At 60.5% G+C, this 19813-nt stretch carries 13 protein-coding genes and 1 pseudogene; 2 read left to right on the forward strand and 12 right to left on the reverse strand.

Translation table 11 applies throughout. The features are described 5' to 3' along the window. Positions 1 to 6 precede the first annotated feature (6 nt). Together ACQZ5F_RS17325 and gltB are read right to left on the reverse strand one after the other, a co-directional pair. Positions 7 to 165 (reverse strand): hypothetical protein, encoded by a 159-nt coding sequence (locus ACQZ5F_RS17325; RefSeq protein WP_156393940.1) that lies wholly within the window; start codon positions 163 to 165, stop codon positions 7 to 9. A gap of 8 nt (positions 166 to 173) precedes the next feature. Continuing rightward, positions 174 to 4820 (reverse strand): annotated as a pseudogene (gene gltB, locus ACQZ5F_RS17330) (glutamate synthase large subunit); the annotation flags it as partial. Positions 4821 to 5292: 472 nt separating this feature from the next. Between gltB and ACQZ5F_RS17335 the strand changes: the two are divergent. Then, on the forward strand, positions 5293 to 6345 hold the full coding sequence (locus ACQZ5F_RS17335; protein ID WP_046799954.1) for a threonine aldolase family protein: 1053 nt from the start codon (positions 5293 to 5295) through the stop codon (positions 6343 to 6345). 33 nt (positions 6346 to 6378) lie between these two features. Here the strand turns inward: ACQZ5F_RS17335 and ACQZ5F_RS17340 are convergent, their stop codons facing one another. From ACQZ5F_RS17340 to ACQZ5F_RS17380, 9 genes are all read right to left on the reverse strand, one after another. Next, on the reverse strand, positions 6379 to 7068 hold the full coding sequence (locus ACQZ5F_RS17340) for a response regulator transcription factor (RefSeq protein WP_448730593.1): 690 nt from the start codon (positions 7066 to 7068) through the stop codon (positions 6379 to 6381). Between the two features lie 60 nt (positions 7069 to 7128). Continuing rightward, positions 7129 to 9831, reverse strand: coding sequence for a DUF4118 domain-containing protein (locus ACQZ5F_RS17345; RefSeq protein WP_225244067.1), 2703 nt, complete (start codon positions 9829 to 9831; stop codon positions 7129 to 7131). Positions 9832 to 9886: 55 nt separating this feature from the next. Beyond that, positions 9887 to 10453 carry a potassium-transporting ATPase subunit KdpC gene (gene kdpC, locus ACQZ5F_RS17350; RefSeq protein ID WP_225338795.1) on the reverse strand — a complete coding sequence of 189 codons (567 nt, stop codon included), beginning with the start codon at positions 10451 to 10453 and terminating at the stop codon, positions 9887 to 9889. A gap of 11 nt (positions 10454 to 10464) precedes the next feature. Beyond that, entirely contained in the window at positions 10465 to 12549 is a 2085-nt protein-coding gene (gene kdpB / locus ACQZ5F_RS17355) for a potassium-transporting ATPase subunit KdpB (RefSeq protein ID WP_225244066.1), read from the reverse strand. 44 nt (positions 12550 to 12593) lie between these two features. Then, positions 12594 to 12758, reverse strand: coding sequence for a hypothetical protein (locus ACQZ5F_RS17360; RefSeq protein WP_175414610.1), 165 nt, complete (start codon positions 12756 to 12758; stop codon positions 12594 to 12596). Between the two features lie 9 nt (positions 12759 to 12767). Then, on the reverse strand, positions 12768 to 14471 hold the full coding sequence (kdpA, locus tag ACQZ5F_RS17365; RefSeq protein ID WP_137086995.1) for a potassium-transporting ATPase subunit KdpA: 1704 nt from the start codon (positions 14469 to 14471) through the stop codon (positions 12768 to 12770). A gap of 33 nt (positions 14472 to 14504) precedes the next feature. After that, positions 14505 to 14594 carry a K(+)-transporting ATPase subunit F gene (kdpF, locus tag ACQZ5F_RS17370; RefSeq protein WP_035226808.1) on the reverse strand — a complete coding sequence of 30 codons (90 nt, stop codon included), beginning with the start codon at positions 14592 to 14594 and terminating at the stop codon, positions 14505 to 14507. Between the two features lie 317 nt (positions 14595 to 14911). Next, positions 14912 to 15865: an asparaginase gene (locus ACQZ5F_RS17375; protein ID WP_080842851.1), complete on the reverse strand. Its 954-nt coding sequence runs from the start codon at positions 15863 to 15865 to the stop codon at positions 14912 to 14914. After that, positions 15862 to 17322 (reverse strand): amino acid permease, encoded by a 1461-nt coding sequence (locus ACQZ5F_RS17380; RefSeq protein WP_448730592.1) that lies wholly within the window; start codon positions 17320 to 17322, stop codon positions 15862 to 15864. The genes ACQZ5F_RS17375 and ACQZ5F_RS17380 overlap by 4 nt, the downstream gene beginning before the upstream one ends. Before the next feature lie 269 nt (positions 17323 to 17591). On the opposite strand from ACQZ5F_RS17380, the gene ACQZ5F_RS17385 reads away from it, so the two are divergent. Further along, positions 17592 to 19019: an aspartate ammonia-lyase gene (locus ACQZ5F_RS17385; protein ID WP_225338797.1), complete on the forward strand. Its 1428-nt coding sequence runs from the start codon at positions 17592 to 17594 to the stop codon at positions 19017 to 19019. On the opposite strand, the gene ACQZ5F_RS17390 is transcribed toward ACQZ5F_RS17385, so the two are convergent. Then, entirely contained in the window at positions 18988 to 19704 is a 717-nt protein-coding gene (locus tag ACQZ5F_RS17390) for a FadR/GntR family transcriptional regulator (RefSeq protein ID WP_225338798.1), read from the reverse strand. The two genes, ACQZ5F_RS17385 and ACQZ5F_RS17390, sit on opposite strands and share 32 nt — an antisense overlap. Positions 19705 to 19813: the final 109 nt, after the last annotated feature.

A 19813-nucleotide genomic window follows, 5' to 3' on the forward strand; every position in this document is an offset into this window, starting at 1 on the left:
CTCACATCAAAGCGGAGCGCCTGTCGGGCCCCAGTACCAGTAGGCGAAACCGAAAGCCGCCCCCAATACGATGAACTCAAATCCGATCTCGCCGCTCGTCCAGTAGATCGCCGTGGGAACGGCGACCGCGATCAACAGCGAGACCAGTTGGTGTAGTATCTTCACGCGGCGGATTACTCCGCCGCCACGCCCATGCGCATACGTTCCATTTCCTCAAGTGCGCGACGGTATTCGACCGGCATGACCTTGCGGAACTTCGGACGGAACTCGCTCCAGCGGTCGAGTATATCCTTGGCGCGCGACGAGTTCGTGTAGTGGAAGTGGTTGGAGATCAGCTGGTAGAGGCGCTCCTCATCGTGGCGCGTCATGTCTTCGGAAACGTCCACGCGTCCCTTGTGCATGAGGTCGCCGCCGTGATGGTGCAGCTTCTCCAGCATGTCGTCCTCTTCCGGAACCGGCTCCAGCTCGACCATCGCCATGTTGCAGCGGGTGGCGAAATCGCCCGTCTCATCGAGAACATAGGCCACGCCGCCGGACATGCCGGCCGCGAAGTTACGGCCCGTCTCACCGAGAACGACGACGATGCCGCCGGTCATATATTCGCAGCCGTGGTCGCCCACACCTTCGACAACCGCGACAGCGCCGGAGTTGCGCACCGCAAAACGCTCACCCGCGACACCGCGGAAATAGCACTCGCCGGTGATCGCGCCGTAAAGCACGGTGTTGCCGACAATGATCGAGTTCTCAGCGACGATGCGGGTGTTCTCCGGCGGGCGCACGATGATGCGGCCACCCGACAGACCCTTGCCGACATAGTCGTTGCCATCACCCACCAGATCGAAGGTGATGCCGCGTGCCAGGAACGCACCAAAGGACTGGCCGGCCGTGCCGCGCAGCGTCACGTGGATCGTATCGTCCTTCAGGCCCTTGTGGCCCCAGCGCTTGGCAAGCGCACCCGACAGCATCGCGCCGGCGGAGCGGTCGACGTTCTTGATCGGCACTTCGAAAACCACGGGCTCGCGGTTTTCGAGCGACGGCAGCGACTTCTCGATCAGCTTGCGGTCGAGAATGTCGTCGATCGGGTGCTTCTGGCGCTCGGTCCAGAAGGTTGCCTCCTTGGGAGCCTCGACCTTGTGGAAGATGCGGCTGAAATCCAGCCCCTTGGCCTTCCAGTGCGCCAGCATCTCATCCTTCTCAAGCAGTTCGGAAGCGCCGATGATTTCGTCCAGCCTGGTAACGCCAAGCGAGGCAAGGATTTCGCGCACTTCTTCAGCTACGAAGAAGAAATAGTTGATGACGTGTTCCGGCGTGCCCTTGAAACGCTTGCGCAGAACCGGGTCCTGCGTCGCAACGCCCACAGGGCAGGTGTTGAGGTGGCACTTGCGCATCATGATGCAGCCCGCTGCAATCAGCGGCGCTGTGGCAAAGCCGAATTCGTCCGCACCGAGCAGAGCGCCGATGATGACGTCGCGGCCCGTCTTAAGGCCACCATCCACCTGCAGCGCGACGCGTGAGCGAAGGCCGTTCAGCACCAGCGTCTGCTGGGTTTCGGCAAGGCCGATTTCCCAAGGGCTGCCGGCATGCTTGAGCGAGGTGAGCGGCGAAGCGCCGGTGCCGCCATCAAAACCGGAAACGGTGATGTGGTCGGCGCGGGCCTTGGCAACGCCGGCGGCAACCGTACCGACGCCGACTTCCGACACCAGCTTCACTGAAACATCGGCTTCCGGGTTGACGTTCTTCAGGTCGTAGATCAGCTGCGCCAGATCTTCGATGGAATAGATATCATGATGCGGAGGTGGTGAAATGAGGCCGACGCCCGGCGTGGAGTGACGGGTCTTGGCAACGGTTGCATCCACCTTGTGGCCGGGTAGCTGTCCGCCTTCGCCGGGCTTTGCACCCTGTGCCACCTTGATCTGCAACATATCGGCATTGACGAGATATTCCGTCGTCACACCAAAGCGGCCCGACGCAATCTGCTTGATGGCCGAGCGTTCGGGGTTTGGCTTGCCGTTGAGCAACGGCAGGTAGCGGTCGGATTCCTCGCCGCCTTCGCCGGTATTGGACTTGCCACCGATGCGGTTCATGGCAACGGCCAGCGTCGCATGCGCCTCACGGCTGATGGAGCCGAAGGACATGGCGCCGGTCGAGAATCGCTTGACGATATCGGCTGCCGGTTCGACGTCATCGATGGAGACCGGCTTGCGGCCGAGCGCTTCCGCTGACTTGACGTTGAACAGGCCGCGAATGGTGTTCATGCGCAGTGCCGTATCATTCACCATGCCGGCGAATTCGCGGTAGCGATCCTGGCTGTTGCCGCGCACGGCATGTTGCAGCGAAGCGACGGCATCCGGCGTCCAGGCGTGGCTCTCGCCACGCATGCGATAGGCGTATTCGCCGCCGATATCGAGCGTATTGGCAAGGATCGGATCCTTGCCGAAAGCCGCGGTATGGCGCGTTACGGTTTCTTCGGCGATTTCCGTCAGGCCCACACCTTCGATGGAGGTGGCAGTGCCGAAAAAATATTGCTCGACGAATTGCGAAGACAGGCCGACAGCGTCGAAGATCTGCGCGCCGCAATAGGACTGGTAGGTGGAAATGCCCATCTTGGACATGACCTTGAGAATGCCCTTACCAACCGCCTTGATGTAGCGATAAACGACTTCGTCGTCGGACACTTCCTTCGGGAAGGCCCCGTGCTTGTGCATGTCGAGCAGCGTATCGAAGGCGAGATAGGGGTTGATCGCTTCGGCACCATAACCGGCCAGCAGACAGAAATGGTGGATTTCTCGCGGTTCGCCGGTTTCCACGACGAGGCCGACCGAGGTGCGCAGACCCTTGCGGATCAGGTGATGGTGCACGGCAGCCGTTGCCAGCAGCGCGGGGATCGCGATGCGATCAGGGCCGAGCTGACGGTCGGAAAGCACGATGATGTTGTAACCGCCGCGTACGGCGGATTCAGCCCGCTCGCACAGGCGGTCCAGCATATCAGGCATGCCTTCCGCGCCACGTTCCACATCATAGGTGAAGTCGAGCGTCTTGGTGTCGAAGCGGTCTTCCGTGTGGCCGATGGAGCGGATTTTTTCCAGATCGCCATTGGTCAGGATCGGCTGGCGCACTTCCAGACGCTTGGCGCGGGCCGCACCTTCGTGATCGAGAATGTTGGGGCGCGGACCGATGAAGGACACGAGGCTCATGACGAGCTCTTCACGGATCGGGTCGATCGGCGGGTTCGTCACCTGCGCGAAGTTCTGCTTGAAATAGGTGTAGAGCAGCTTCGACTTGTCCGACATGGCCGAAATCGGCGTATCCGTGCCCATCGAGCCGATGGCTTCCTGACCGGTGGTCGCCATCGGCGACATCAGGAGCTTCGTATCTTCGCTGGTGTAACCGAAGGCCTGTTGGCGGTCGAGAAGCGACACGTCGCGGCGCAGCGCGCGCGGTTCTACCGGCTTCAGCTCTTCAAGGATAAGCTGCGTGCGGTCGAGCCAGGTGCGATAGGGGTGCTTGGCGGCAAGTTCATGCTTCACTTCCTCGTCGGAAATGATCGAACCCTTTTCCATGTCGATCAGCAGCATCTTGCCGGGCTGCAGACGCCACTTCTTGACGATGCGCTCTTCCGGCACCGGCAACGTGCCGGCTTCAGACGCCATGATGATGCGGTCATCATCGGTGACGAGATAACGTGCCGGGCGCAGGCCGTTGCGATCAAGCGTCGCGCCGATCTGCTTGCCATCGGTGAAGGCAACGGCGGCCGGGCCATCCCACGGCTCCATCAGTGCTGCGTGATATTCGTAGAATGCCTTGCGTTCAGCCGACATGGACTGGTTGCCGGACCAGGCTTCCGGGATCAGCATCATCACGGCATGGGCCATGGAGTAACCGCCGCGCACGAGGAATTCCAGCGCGTTGTCGAAGCAGGCGGTGTCCGACTGGCCTTCATAGGAGATCGGCCAGAGCTTGGAGATATCGTCGCCGAACAGCGCCGACGAGACGGATGCCTGACGCGCCGCCATCCAGTTGACGTTGCCGCGCAGCGTGTTGATCTCACCGTTATGGGCGACCATGCGGTAGGGGTGCGCAAGCTTCCACGACGGGAAGGTGTTGGTGGAGAAACGCTGATGCACGAGGGCGACGGCGGATTCAAAACGCGGATCGGCCAGATCCTTGTAATAAGCACCCACCTGATAAGCGAGGAACATGCCCTTATAAACGATGGTGGAGGAGGAGAGCGACACGGGATAGAAATCCTGCGTCTCCTTGCCGCCGCCCTCGTCATAGATGCGGTTGGACAGCACCTTGCGGATCAGGAACAGCTTGCGCTCGAAATCGGCATTGGTCGCGGCATCGCGCCCGGCACCGATGAAGACCTGAACATGGTGCGGTTCTGTCCCGGCAATATCCGGGGCCTTGGACAGCGAGGAATTGTCAACCGGCACATCACGAAAGCCGAGGAACTGCTGCCCTTCTTCGCCGATTACATCGACGATGACTTTCTTGTAGTGCTCGATGCGGGACGGATCGCGTGGCATGAAAATGTGGCCGACGGCATATTCGCCAGCCTTGGGCAGCGTCACGCCCTGGCCCGCCATTTCCTCGCGGAAGAAACGGTCGGGGATCTGCACGAGAATGCCGGCACCATCGCCCATCAGCGGATCGGCGCCGACAGCGCCGCGATGCGTCAGGTTTTCGAGGATGAACAGGCCGTCCTTGACGATCTGGTGCGACTTCTGGCCCTTCATATGGGCAACAAAGCCAACGCCGCAGGCGTCATGTTCATTGGCCGGATCATAAAGACCCTGCTTTTCCGGCAGGCCGCCCGCGAAACGCGCCTTCGCAGAAACGGGTGCGGCCACGGCCGCGGTGGGACAGTCTGTGGTCAGGGTTGCGGCGGCGATCTCTGCCTGCGGCTTGTGCGTCATTTTTGTCCCTCCTGCAAAATTACTTGCATGGTTTCATGCGAAGATCCGGCTCGACCACGAATTCTCGCTTCCCGCAAAAATCGCACTCAACCCGGTTCGAGCAAATTTAGGACAGCAAAGCTGTCTCAATTCACGAGGATTTTGGCAGAAACCGGCGGAATTGGCAAGGGTGCGAATCCAATTAGTCGGACGGTCATTTTGCAGTGAAGTTTCGATACTGACCTATTGCGCGAAACTTTCTTGTCACAAAATGGGCCGAGCTATTGCTTTCATTACCGGATTTGCCAATCGCAAGGTTAGGTCCTAGAACTTTCCCCGTCATCGCTTCACGCAGCCCCAAAACAGACACTCAGCTATCGGAAAGCCTTCAGAGATGTTTTTTGCTTCAGACAATTGGGCTGGCGCCCATCCGGCCGTCAACGAACGGCTTTCGCGGGAATCCACCCGCTTTGCCGCTGCTTACGGCACCAGCGAACTCGATCTCTCCATCGAAAAACGCTTCAACGAGATATTCGAGCGCGAGGTCGCGGTGTTTTTCGTCGCCACCGGCACGGCGGCCAACTCGCTTTCGCTGGCCAGCATCGCCCGCCCCGGCGGCCTGACTTTCTGTCATTCGGAAGCCCATGTGATCGAAGACGAATGCGGCGCGCCTGATTTCTTCAGCGGCATGCGCATGGTCGCCGTTGAAGGGCCTGATGGCAAGATGTTGCCGGAAAACCTGATCGAACGCATCGCGCGTTATCCGCAAGACGCCGTTCACCATGGCCGCGCCGCCGCCATCACCATGACGCAGGCAACCGAGGCCGGCACGGTCTATACGCTCGATGAAATCGACGCCATCGCCAGGATCGCCAAAGACAACGGTCTGCCACTGCACATGGATGGCGCGCGGTTTGCCAATGCGCTTGCCGCACTCGACACCACGCCGGCCGAAATGACCTGGAAACGCGGCGTCGACGTGCTATCTTTCGGCGGCACGAAAAACGGCTGCTGGTGTGCGGAAGCGATCGTGTTTTTCGATCCTTCGCTCGCCCGGGACTTCTCCTTCCTGCGCAAGCGCACCGCCCAGCTTTTTTCGAAATCGCGTTTCATCGCCGCACAATTCGAAGCCTATCTGCAGGACGATCTGTGGCTTGGTCTCGCCGGCCACGCCAATGCCATGGCCAACCGGTTACGCGCCGGCTTCGGCTCGCTCAACAGCGCCCGCCTCGCCTGGCCGACACAGGCCAACGAAGTGTTCGCCATTCTGCCGAAGGCCGCCGCCGAAGCCGCAACGGCCAAGGGTGCGAAGTTCTATGACTGGCTGGAGCCGCGCGACATGCCGGAAAAGGTCGGCAAGGACGAATTGCTGATCCGCATGGTCACCAGCTTTGCGACGACCGAGGCCGACGTGGACGAATTCCTGTCGATCTGCGCTTCTGTCTAACACAACATTTGAGGGCGTCCCATAACGGCGCCCTCAAACCTCCTGAAGCCGGTAACCGACACCGGTTTCCGTCAGGATATAGCGGGGCTGGTCCGGAATTTTTTCGATCTTCTGGCGAAGCTGGCGCACATAGACCCGCAAATATTGGACGTCGGTCAACTCGTCCCACGCATGCTCAAGCAAAAATCGGTGCGTCAGCACCTTGCCCGCATGTTGCACCAGAACCCGCAGAATATCATACTCCTTGGGCGAGAGTTTCACCTCACGGTCCTCCACCTTGACGATGCGCCGGACGAGATCGACCGAAAGGTCACCGGTTCGAAATACCGGCCTTTCCCCCTGGCTCTGCAGGCGGTGGCGCAGGGCGACGCGGATGCGGGCGACAAGCTCGTTCATGCCGAAAGGCTTGGCGATGTAATCATCCGCTCCTAGTTCCAGCGCCTTGACGATACCCGCCTCATCCGTGCGGCTGGAGAGAATGATCACCGGCAGCGCCAGCCCTTCGCCACGCCATTTCGCCAGGAGATCATGTCCAGATATATCCGGCAACCCGAGATCGAGAACGACGAGATCGGGTTTGTCCTCACCGACAAGCTCCATCGCCACCTTCGCATTCATGGCCTCGCTCACCGCATATCCTTGAGTCGACAGCCCCACCCGCAAAAGCTTGCGGATCGGCGGTTCATCGTCGACGATCAGAATGCGGACGGCGGAATTGGTCATTCCCGATCTCCTTTAGCGGCACGACGAAGCACGTGAATGATTCTCTTCTGAAATCGCGCCCTAATCATGATCTAGCACGGGTGCGTCAGGGGGAGCTGGCAGGCTTATGGTAAATTGCGCGCCTGGGCGACCCGACCTGTTTTCCGCCCGGATCGACCCGCCCATGGCCTCGATGAAACCCTTGCAGATGGATAGCCCGAGACCCGTGCCGGCCTGCACATGATCCGCCTTGCGCACCCGGTAGAAACTGTCGAACACCCGCTCCGTATCATCAGGGGGAATGCCCGGCCCCTCGTCCGCAACGGACAGGAAGACATGCATGCCCTGCCGCCACCCCCTGATCTCGATAGCCGTCTGTTCGGACGCGTATTTAGCCGCGTTGTCGATCAAATTAAACAACACCTGTTCGAAAAGCACCGGATCGACCTTCAGCATCGGCAGATCGGAGGGAATATCCAGAATGATCTCGTGCCGGACAACGATTTTCGCCGCGCGCGAAAGCGCCGTGCCGACCATATCCCCGACGAAATGCAGCCCGTAATTTGGCTCCATCGCCCCTGAACCAATTCTTGTCATATCCAGCAGGTTGGAGATGAAACGGTTAAGCCGCTCGGACTCCTCAATGATTGTCGAAAGTAACTCAGTCCGCGCATCGGGCGGAATGTCGTCCGCAAAATCCTTTAGCGTTCCGGCCGAACCCAGAATGGCAGCAAGTGGTGTTTTCAAGTCATGGGAAATGGAGGTGAGGAGAGCAGTGCGTAGCCGGTCGGTTTCCGCCGCAAGCCTTGCCTGGTCGACATCCGAGGCAAGCTGAATACGTTCGACGGCAAGGGCCGCCTGATCGGCCAGCGCATCGAAGAGCCGTTGCTGCTCCGGTGTCAAAAGCGGGCCGACCCGGTCATCATCCAGCCCCACCACGCCGATGGCGCCGCTGCCGGTGCGCAATGGCAGATAAAGACGCTTCGCACCCGGTAGCGTATCCGCGCCGCGGCCCGTGGCTCTGTTATGCTCCCATGCCCATTGCGCGGCGGCGATATCGGCATCCGCCAAAGTATCATCGGGCGGATAACCCGCCTTGACGGTGATCGTATTGTTTTCCGGCAGCAGCAGAACAACCCGGACCTTCAGCATAGAAGCCATCTGGTAAGCGGTTGCCCACAACACATCATCCAGTGTGCTAGTGCCTGCCAGTTTTTTTGAAAACAGATAGAGGTCCTCGGTGGTTCGCGCCCTCGCCCGCGCCGACGCCGCCTGCCGCTGCACGGCGACGGCCAGATTGGAGGCGACCAAGGCCACACCGAAATAAAACAGCAGCGCCACGACGCTGTCCGGTGCGCTCACCGTCAGCGTGTAGCGCGGCTCCAGAAAGAAGAAGTTGAAGGCGAAGGCGCCAAGCAATGAAGCATAGAGCGCCGGCCCCAGCCCGCCGCGCACGGCAGCGGCCAGAACCGCCATCAGGAAGACCAGCGCCAGATTTCGAACATCGAGCATCTGGTCCAGCCCGATGCCGACAATGATAGCCACCGCCACCAGCAACGTGCTGCTGAGATAAGCCTTGAGCAGATTGCCACGACGCGGAGACGCCTGCTTCACCGTCTGCACCGGCTTTTCCGCCGCCTTGTCGCCGGAAATGACGTGGACGCTGATATCGCCCGCATGGTCGATCAGTTCATGGGTCAGCGAGCGCTGGAACAGGCGCTGCCACCAGTTCTTTTTAGGGCGGCCGATGATGATATGGGTGAAATTATTGGCGTTTGCATAGGCGATGATCTCGCGCGTCAGATCAAGCGCCGGCAGGGTTACCGTCTCGCCACCCAGCTTCTCGGCAAGCCGCATGGTGCCGGCCAGCCGGTCCTTCTCCGCCTCCGATAATTGCTGCGAACGCGGCGTATCGAGATGCAGCGCCGTCCAGGGCGCGCGCAGGCGATCCGCCTGCCTTCGGGCATAACGCACGAGACCCGGGCCATTGCCGCCATGGTCGAGGCAGACCAGAACCCTGTCCCCCGCCGCCCATGGTCCGGAAATGGCATGCGACTGCATGTGGTTTAGCAATTGCTCGTCCACCCGCTGGGCGGTGCGTCGCAGCGCCAGTTCACGCAACGCCGTCAGGTTGCCGCGGGAAAAATAATTCTCGATGGCGCGCCGCGCAGTGCGGGGCATGTAGACTTTGCCATCCTGCAGGCGTTTCAGCAGATCGTCGGGGGTGATATCGATGATTTCGACGTCGTCGGCCCTGTCGATGATGCTGTCAGGTACTGTTTCCCGCACGCGGATGCGGGTGATCTGTGCCACCACATCGTTCAGGCTTTCGACATGCTGGATGTTCAGCGTCGTATAGACATCGATGCCCTGCGCGAGGATTTCCTGAACATCCATATAGCGCTTGGGGTGGCGGCTGCCGGCGGCATTGGTATGGGCAAGCTCATCGACCAGCACCAGAGCGGGGCGGCGGGCGAGTATCGCATCGAGATCCATCTCATCCAGCATCTGGCCGCGATAATCGATGTGCCTGCGGGCGATCACCTCCAGCCCTTCGACCAGAGCTTCAGTTTCGCGGCGGCCATGGGTTTCCACGACGCCGATAATGGTGTCGACGCCGTCCGCAAGTTTCGCACGGCCGGACATCAGCATTTCATAAGTCTTGCCGACGCCGGGGGCTGCGCCTAGAAAAATCTTCAGCCGGCCCCGCGCCTCGCGCCGGGCGTTTTCCAGCAGCGCATCGGGCGACGGTCTGCTCGGCATATTGCTGATATCGTCAGGCATTTAACCCACCAGTGGTCGAAGCTATGGCTTCCGAAGAAGCCATAGCCATTTCAGTTCATGAGCCGGCTGCGTCAAGAGCCATGTTCAGCGCCAGCACATTTACGACGGGTTCGCCCATGAAGCCCAGTTCCGGTCCCTCGACATGACGCTCGACGATGGCACGCAACGAGCTTTCATCCATGCCCCTTGCCTTTGCGACACGCGGTATCTGGAAATAAACGGCCTCAGGCGTGACATGCGGGTCGAGACCGCTGCCCGATGCCGTCACCAGATCGGCCGGCACCTCGGCTGCCGGGTTTTCGGCTTTCGCGGCCTCATAATCCTGCTTCACCCGGTCGATGAGTTTGGCGCTGGTCGGACCGAGATTGGAGCCGGAAGACGAGGCGGCATTATATCCGTCACCGGCAGCGGAGGGCCTGCCGTGGAAATATTTCTCACCGGTGAAGGCCTGCCCGATCAATTGCGAACCCACCACGCTGCCGTTCTTTTCTATGAGGCTGCCATTGGCCTGAAAGGGAAAGAGCGCCTGCGCCAGACCCGTCATGCCCAGCGGATAGGCAAGGCCGGTGATGGCGGTGGTGGCAAGGATCAGCACCAGTGCGGGACGAAGCTGTCTAAACATTGTCTTACTCCTCAGGCTAGACCAAGCGCCGTAATGGCGAGGTCGATGGCCTTGATGCCGATAAAGGGAACGATGATGCCGCCGAGGCCATAAATGACCAGATTGCGCGACAGCAGCGCGCCGGCGCCGATCGGGCGGTATTTGACGCCCTTCAGCGACAGCGGGATGAGCGCGATGATTATCAACGCGTTGAAGATGATGGCGGACAAGATCGCGCTCTGCGGTGTTGAAAGCCCCATGACGTTCAGGACGCCAAGCTGCGGATAGAGCACCAGAAACATCGCCGGGATGATGGCGAAATATTTGGCGATATCGTTGGCGATGGAGAAGGTCGTCAATGCGCCGCGTGTCATCAGCAACTGCTTGCCGATTTCGACGATCTCGATGAGCTTGGTCGGATCGCTGTCGAGATCGACCATATTGCCCGCCTCGCGGGCCGCCACAGTGCCGGTGTTCATGGCGACGCCGACATCGGCCTGCGCCAGCGCCGGCGCATCATTGGTGCCGTCGCCGCACATGGCGACGAGCTTGCCCTTGGCCTGTTCCTCGCGGATCAGCTCCAGCTTGTTTTCAGGCGTTGCCTGGGCAAGGAAATCATCGACGCCCGCTTCCGCCGCAATGGCAGCAGCCGTCATCGGATTGTCGCCGGTGATCATGACAGTGCGGATGCCCATGCGGCGAAGCTCGGCGAAACGCTCCCGAATGCCGCCCTTGACGATATCCTTCAGCTGCACGACCCCGAGCAGCTTTCCATCCCGCACCACGGCAAGCGGCGTGCCGCCAGCCTTGGCGATTTCTTCCGCAATCGTGCGGATTCCACGCGTGGCATCGGTTTCGGTTTTGACGGCCAACGCCGCGTTCCCATGTTGCGTAACGCCGCCATCGACATAAGCCAGAACGGCATCAACGGCACCCTTGCGAATGGAGGCGCCTTCGAAATCCACGCCGCTCATGCGGGTCTGGGCGGTGAAAGGCACGAAGGTAGCGTGCAGCTTCTGCATGTCGCGGGCGCGGATGCCGTATTTTTCCTTGGCTAGAACGACGATGGAGCGGCCTTCCGGCGTCTCATCGGCAAGCGAGGCGAGCTGTGCGGCATCGGCAAGTTCCTGCTCCGAAACGCCGGCGATAGGCCGAAACTCCGTCGCCTGCCGGTTGCCGAGCGTAATCGTGCCGGTCTTGTCCAGCAGCAGCGTATCGACGTCACCGGCCGCTTCGACGGCGCGGCCGGACATGGCAAGCACGTTGAAACGCACCAGCCTGTCCATGCCGGCAATACCGATGGCGGACAAAAGAGCGCCGATGGTGGTGGGGATGAGCGTGACGAACAGCGCCACCAGCACGATGATCGGGATGGAGCCGCCGGCATAGGCGGCGAAGCTTGGAATGGTCGCGGTGGCAAGAACGAAGATCAGCGTCATGCCCGCAAGCAGGATGTTGAGCGCGATTTCATTCGGCGTCTTCTGGCGCTCGGCACCTTCCACCAGCGAAATCATCCGGTCGAGGAAGGTGGAACCGGCAGCAGCGGTGATGCGCACCCTTATCCAGTCCGACAGAACCTGCGTGCCACCGGTGACAGCCGAGCGGTCGCCACCGGATTCGCGGATGACGGGGGCGGATTCGCCTGTTATCGCCGCCTCATTGACGGAGGCCACACCTTCGACGACTTCACCATCGGACGGGATGATATCACCGGCTTCGACAAGCACGACATCGTTGACCTTCAGGCTTGTGCCCGCCACCATCTTGTACTGGCTACGATCATCACCGGTCAGCAACTTCGCCTGGGTTTCGGTGCGGGTCCGGCGCAGCGAATCCGCCTGCGCCTTGCCGCGCCCCTCGGCGACGGCTTCGGCGAAGTTGGCGAACAACACGGTAAACCAGAGCCAGAGATTGATCTGGAAAGAAAAGCCGAGATTGGCGCTGCCGACGATGAGATCGCGAATGAACAGCACCGTCGTCAGCACGGATACCGAGGCCACCACGAACATGACCGGGTTGCGCGCCAGCGTGCGCGGGTTGAGTTTTTTGAACGCGGCGGCGATGGCCGGAACGAGAATGCGAGAATCGAGGATGCTCGCTTGTTTGGACTGGCTCATGAAGAGGCTCCAGCGTTTGAATAAGGGCGACCGATGAGGGTCGATCAGCCCGTGAGAACTTCGAGAGCGACGACGGCGGCGAACAGGGCCGCCATCATCGCAAGAATGAGATTGGAGGCGCACCAGCCGCCGGGACCGGCGCTCCTTTTGACGGGAGCACCAGTGCGGACAGGAAGGTTGCGTCGGTGTCGGGGTATGTCATTGGTCATGGCACCACCTCAAAAGACCTGACCTGCCGCCATCACCAGATGTTCCGCGACCGGACCAAGAGCCAGTGCAGGCAGGAAGGTGAGGCCGCCGACAATCAGGATCGTGCCGACAAGCAGACCGACAAACAGCGGACCATCCGTTGGGAAGGTGCCGGCCGATGCCGGAACGGTCTTCTTGGTGACCAGCGAGCCGGCGATGGCGAGCGCCGGAATGATCACCAGAAAACGCCCCATCAGCATGCCGAAACCAAGTGTGATGTTGTACCAGGTGGTATTGCCGGTCAGACCGCCGAAAGCCGAGCCGTTATTGGCGGCTGCCGAAGTGTAGGCATAGAGTATTTCGGAGAAGCCGTGCGGTCCGGCCGTGCCGATCGACGCCACCGCCGATGGCAGGACCGTGGCCGTGGCGGTGAAAGCCAGCATGGCGAGTGGCAGGCAGAGAATGGCCAGAACTGCCATCTTCATTTCCTTGGCCTCGATCTTCTTGCCGAGATATTCCGGTGTGCGCCCAACCATCAGACCCGCCACGAAGATGGCGATGATGATGAACAGCAGGATGCCGTAAAAACCCGCGCCGACACCGCCGACGATCACTTCGCCCAATTGCATGTTGATGAGCGGGACTAAACCACCAAGCGCCGTGAAGCTGCCATGCATGGCGTTGACCGCACCGCAGGACGCGGCTGTCGTGATGACTGCAAACAGCGATGAAAGCGCTACACCGAAGCGAACTTCCTTGCCTTCCATATTGCCGCCCGCGAGACCAAAGCCGTGCATCAGCGGATTTCCGGCCGCTTCCGCCCAATAGGTGACGGCGACGCCGGCGATGAACAGCACGCCCATGGCCGAAAGGATCGCCCAACCCTGGCGCTGGTTGCCCACCATGCGCCCGAAGACATTGGTGAAGGCCGCACCGATGGCGAAGATCGACACCATCTGGATCATGTTGGAGAAGGCATCAGGGTTTTCAAACGGATGCGCCGAATTGGCGTTGAAGAAACCGCCGCCATTGGTGCCGAGCATCTTGATCGCCAGCTGCGATGCGACGGGCCCGACCGCAATCGTCTGCTGCGCACCTTCGAGCGTTTGTGCCGTGACATAAGCGCCGAGCGTCTGCGGCACGCCGAGCCACACATAGACAAGGGTCAGTACGATGCAGAGGGGCAAAAGCACGTAGAGCGTCGCACGGATCATATCCACCCAGAAATTGCCGATGGCCTTGCCTGAAGCGCGCGAAAAGGCGCGGATGAGACCGATGGCGATTGCCATGCCCGTGGCGCCGGAAACGAAATTCTGAACGGTTAAACCAGCCATCTGGGTCAGATAAGACATGGTGCTTTCGCCGCCATAATTCTGCCAGTTGGTATTGGTGACGAAGCTGACCGCCGTGTTGAACGACAGTTCCGGCCCGACGGCCGGCATTGCCTGCGGATTATAAGGCAGCACGGCCTGAAAACGCATCAGCGAATAAAGCAGGACAAAACCGAGAAGGTTGAAGAGCAGCATGGAAAACGCATAGGTCGTCCAGTGCTGCTCTTCGCGCTCGCTTGTTCCGGCAAGGGCATAGAGGCCGCGCTCGACAGGCACAAGAACCGGCGAAAGCAGGGTGCGCTCGCCACTAAAGACACGCGCCATATAGAAGCCGAGCGGCTTCACCAGCGCAAAAATGATCCCGCAAAACAGCAGAATCTGAAACCATCCATTGAGGGTCATTGTATTGGACTTTCAATAGCCGCCGCTTCCCGATCAGAAGCGTTCGGGGCGAATGAGAGCATAGGTGAGATAGGCGGCGATAAAGACGGTGACGGCACCGCTGAGGACATAGTCGAATATCATCGCAGCCTCCGTCTAAAGCCGGTCGCAGGCGCGCGTATAGGCAAAGCAGAGGGCGAAAAACACCGTCGCTGCGCCGATCAGAACAAGGTCCATCATGATGGGACTCCTTTTTTCCACGAGGAGCCTGACAGGAAGAAAAGCGCCGCCATGTGGGACGTCGCTTTTCATTCTTTCTGGCTCAGGAAGGGAACACCATCCCTTCCCGAACAGAAGAATGCACCCGAACCGCATAAAGGTTCGAGACGGCCTCAAAGGGAATAAAATAGGAATCCTATAGGAATTTCGATGCCCGCAGACGCGGGCACCGCTGCCATCCCTTAGTGAGAGAGCGGCTCGCCAAAAGCGGAAACAATGGTTTCCGCGGTGCTTTTGCTGGCCAGCAGCGCCGCCAGCAGAATGCGGGCCTGGCCCGGGCGAAGCGTGGAAGAATGCACGGCACCGGCCGCGACGAGGTCATGTCCGCCGCCGCCGCCGCCATAACTTGCGACAAGACGGCCTTCCGGCACGCGGCTGGAAACGACGACAGGGACGCCGTGTTCCGCGCAGCGTTTCACCGCCTCGGCAATATCAGGATTGGCGTTACCGGAACCGAGCGCGGCGAGCACGATACCTCTAGCGCCCGCCTGCAGGCTCGCGTCGATATGGGTTGCGTCGCAGCCGGGATGGATAGCGACGATATCAACCCTGATATCGGCGACGGGCGCAGCAAGGTTCGGCGCTGAGGCCTGAACCAGTGGTCGCGCCGAGCGAAAGGCGTCAGCCGCATCCGCACTCAGCTTGTAAAGCCCCCAGGCCGGCAGACAGCGACCGCCGAAGGAAAGAAGCACGCCCTTTTGGACGTTCTGCCGATCGAGCGCGGTTTCTATGGCCTGCGCCAGATTGACGGGTCCGTCCGCATTCGGGTGGTCTGCCGTAAACTGCGCACCGGTGAAGACCACCGGTTTGGTGAGGCTGTGCTGCAGATTGACGAGCAGGGAGGATTCTTCCATGGCATCGGTGCCATGCAGAACCACGACGCCCGCCACCGCGGGGTCATTGAGTTCCAGGCCTACCGCATCGCTGATGCGCTGCATGTCTGCCAATGTCAGGCTGGAAGAATCCTTCGCCATCAGATCGACCGGCTTCAGCCGGGCGCTGATCTGCGGAACCAGCGCCAGCAGGTCCTCGCCGGAAAGACTGGGGGTACTGGCCCCATCGGCACCACGCCGGCTGGCGATGGTGCCACCGGTGGCGATGACCGCCACCAGTTGAGTGTCACCCTGCCCGCTCAATGCGACGCCCCTGCACCGGCCGCACGTTCAGCCGCCAGACGGTGGATACGGTCGCGCAACAGATACCAGCCGACCACCAACGCCGGAATGATGACCAGCAGCGAAGCGATTGTCCAGGAGCCGACGGGATAATCGAACGCCATCAACACCAGCACGCCGAACAGGAAGATGAGCGTGAGAATGCCGGTATAAGGTGCGCCGAACATGCGGAAATCCGGACGCGCCAGTTCGCCGCGCTGCGAAAGCTGCCAGAGCTTCAGCTGGCAGAGCACGATGACGGCCCATGCGCAGATGATACCAAGCGCCGAGAGGTTGAGGGCGATTTCGAAGGCGGAGGCGGGAACGACGGCGTTCAAGGCCACGCCGAGAACGGTGACGACGGCCGTGACCGCAATGCCGCCATAGGGCACGCCGGCCTTGTTCATCTTCGCAAGTGCGGCCGGAGCCGAGCCGGAAACGGCCATGGAGTGCAGAATGCGGCCGGTGGAATAAAGACCGGCATTAAGTGAGGAAAGCACGGCGGTCAGAACCACGAGGTTCATGATCACGTCAGCGCCCTCTACGCCGATGGAGCCGAAGAAGGTGACGAAGGGGCTCTCACCCGCCTTGTAGGCGGTATAGGGCAAAAGCAGCGTGAACAGCAGCACCGAGCCGACGTAAAACACCACGAGGCGCAGAACCACCGCGCGGATGGCACGGGGCATGACCTTGCGCGGATCTTCTGTTTCGCCTGCCGCCGTGCCGATCAGCTCAATCGAGGCATAAGCGAAGACGACACCCTGAATGATGACGAAGGCCGGCAGAATGCCGTTCGGGAAGAAGCCGCCATTGTCCGTAATGAGGCTGAAGCCGGTGACATGGCCCTCAATGGGCGTGCCGAAGATGACGAAATAAACGCCGACGACGAGGAAAATGGCAAGCGCCAGAACCTTGATCAGGCTGAACCAGAATTCAAGCTCGCCAAAGACCTTCACCGACAGCATGTTCATCGCCAGCACGACCAGAAGCGCCGTCATCGCGAAGACCCACTGGTCGATGCCCACCAGCCACGGAACATATTGCTTGAAGAAATTCATGTAGAGGGCGACGGCTGTCACATCCGCCACCGAAGTCATCGCCCAGTTCAGCCAATACATCCAGCCGGCGGCAAAGGCCATTTTCTCACCGTAGAACTCACGGGCATAGGACACGAAGGAACCGGAGCTCGGGCGATGCATGATAAGCTCGCCGAGCGCACGCAGCACCAGAAACGCGAAGAAGCCGCAGAGCGCATAAACAAACACAAGCGCCGGACCTGCCTGCGCCAGCCGGCCGCCGGCGCCAAGAAACAGGCCGGTGCCGATCGCGCCACCAATGGCGATCATCTGGATCTGACGTGGCTTGAGGGCCTTGTGGTAACCGAGTTCCTCTTCGACGAAGACCTCACGTTCGGCAGGCGCCGTTTTCCCAGAATGCATGGATATTTATCCTCCCGATAAAGTGCTTTAGTCGGCGATAAGCCGGAAATCAAAATGAAACTGGCACAGTCCGTGCTGGAAACATGGCCAGCATGCTCATGCATGCTGTAAAGCTGCATGACAGATTTTCGCCCCTCATAATGGCAGATAATGCCGTTCGTCAAGGGTATTCGATATGATTGACCTTCTCCTCAGCCCAGATTAAGGTCGAAAAATCTGTAAGACAGCTTTACAGATATAGCAACACTTAAAAGCCAGTGGAGGAAAAAGTGAGTGTGACGCGCAGGGAGCATGATTTGCTCGGAACGAAGGATATTCCGGCTGATGTCTATTGGGGTGTGCACACCGCACGCGCCGTGGAAAACTTTCAGATCACCGGGGTAACCATTGGCCACAATCCCTATCTCGTCAGGGGATTGGCCTATGTGAAGGAGGCGGCGGCGCGCGCAAATCACGAACTCGGCCTGCTCGACACGGAGCGAATGGAGGCGATCGCTGCGGCCTGCCGCGAAATCCGCGCCGGCACGCTGCACGAGCAATTCGTGGTGGATGAAATCCAGGGCGGAGCCGGCACCTCCACCAACATGAATGCCAACGAGGTCATCGCCAACCGGGCGCTTGAACTGCTTGGCCACGAAAAAGGCGATTATGCCCGCCTTCACCCCAACGACCATGTCAATCTCAGCCAGTCCACCAACGACGCCTATCCGACGGCGGTTAATGTCGGCCTGATCGAATCAATCGACGATCTGGCAGCCTCCATGGGCGTGCTGAAGGACGCTTTTGACCGCAAGGCGCAGGAATTTGCCGGCTTCATCAAGATCGGGCGCACGCAATTGCAGGACGCCGTGCCGATGACGCTCGGCCAGGAATTCCGCACCTTCGTGGTGATGCTGGGTGAAGATCAGGCCCGCCTGATCGAATCCGCGGCCCTGCTGCACGAGATCAATCTCGGCGCCACCGCCATCGGCACCGGCCTTAATGCGCCGCGCGGTTATGCGGCGCTTGCCTGCCAGCATCTGGCAGCGCTGACCGGACGGCCGCTGGTGACGGCGGTAGACCTTATTGAAGCGACACAGGACCCCGGCGCATTCGTGCATCTGTCCGGCGTGTTGAAACGCGTGGCCGTCAAGCTGTCGAAAACCTGCAACGACCTTCGCCTGCTCTCCTCCGGCCCGCGTGCTGGCATCGGCGAAATCACCCTGCCGTCGGTTCAGGCGGGTTCCAGCATCATGCCGGGCAAGATCAACCCGGTCATTCCCGAAGTCGTCAATCAGGTCGCCTATGCGGTCATCGGCAACGATATCACCATCACCATGGCCGCCGAAGCCGGGCAGCTGCAGCTGAACGCCTTCGAACCGATCATCGTGCGCGCCCTTTCCCAGAGCATCAGCCAGCTCAGCGCCGCCTGCCGGACACTGGCGGAACGCTGCGTTGACGGCATCGTCGCCAATCCCACCATTATGGCGCAGCGCGTGGAAGAATCGATCGGCCTTGCCACCGCGCTTAATCCGCTGATCGGTTATTATGCAGCGACGGAAGTGGCCAAGGAGGCGCTCGCCAGCGGGCGCACCGTGCCGCAGGTGGTTCTGGAACGCGGATATCTGACGGAAGCGCAATTGCAGCGGGCGCTGAGCCCGCGGCACCTCGCCAACCTGCCGGCGCTTACGGTTGACGAACCCGATCTTCTCCAATGATCGTCGTCACCACCTGCTTCACCTGCCCAAGGTGAAGCTCCATCGCCTCGCGCGCCTCGGGTGCTGAACCCCGCCGGATTGCTTCGACGATCCGGCGGTGCTCGTAATTCGACGCAACGCGACGGCCCGCCATCAGATTGACCATCTCTGACTGTTGGGACACAGCCTCGCGGGCATCGGCGACCACCTTGGCGAAGAGACGATTGGCGGAAGCCTCCGCGATGGCACAGTGGAATTGCCCGTCCAGCAGCACCCAGGGGTGCGGCCTCTCTTCAATTTCCATCCTGTCACAAAGGTGCAGCAATATTTCCAACTGGGCATCGGTGCGCCTGAGCGCCGCCCATCCGGCGGCCGGGACCTCGATGAAGGGACGGGCCTCGATAAGATCGCGGGCGGAATAAGCGCCGTAATTCAACTCGGAAGGCGGCGTCGGCGTCATCACATAGGTGCCGCTTCCGGTGCGGGTCTGCGTCAGCCCCAAAGTCTGGAGAGATCGCAACGCCTCGCGAATGATCGGCCGGCTAACGCCATATCTTTGTGCCAGATGCGCCTCGGAAGGCAGCCGCGTGCCGACTGCAATCTGCCCCGAGGTAATCGCTGAGCGGATATCTTCAAACACCGCTTCCGCGGCATTCTTGCGATTGATCGGCTGTGCATCCGCAAGCCAATCCGACAACCCGCCCATCTTTAAACCCTCCGCACCCTCAATATGCCTGCCATCCAGCAATGAAAGGACGGCTGCCGCTCACGCGGCTAAGCCGACCTTCCTAACACTATCCGGCCGGATGGAACAA

This window comes from Agrobacterium sp. 22-210-1 (assembly GCF_053522525.1).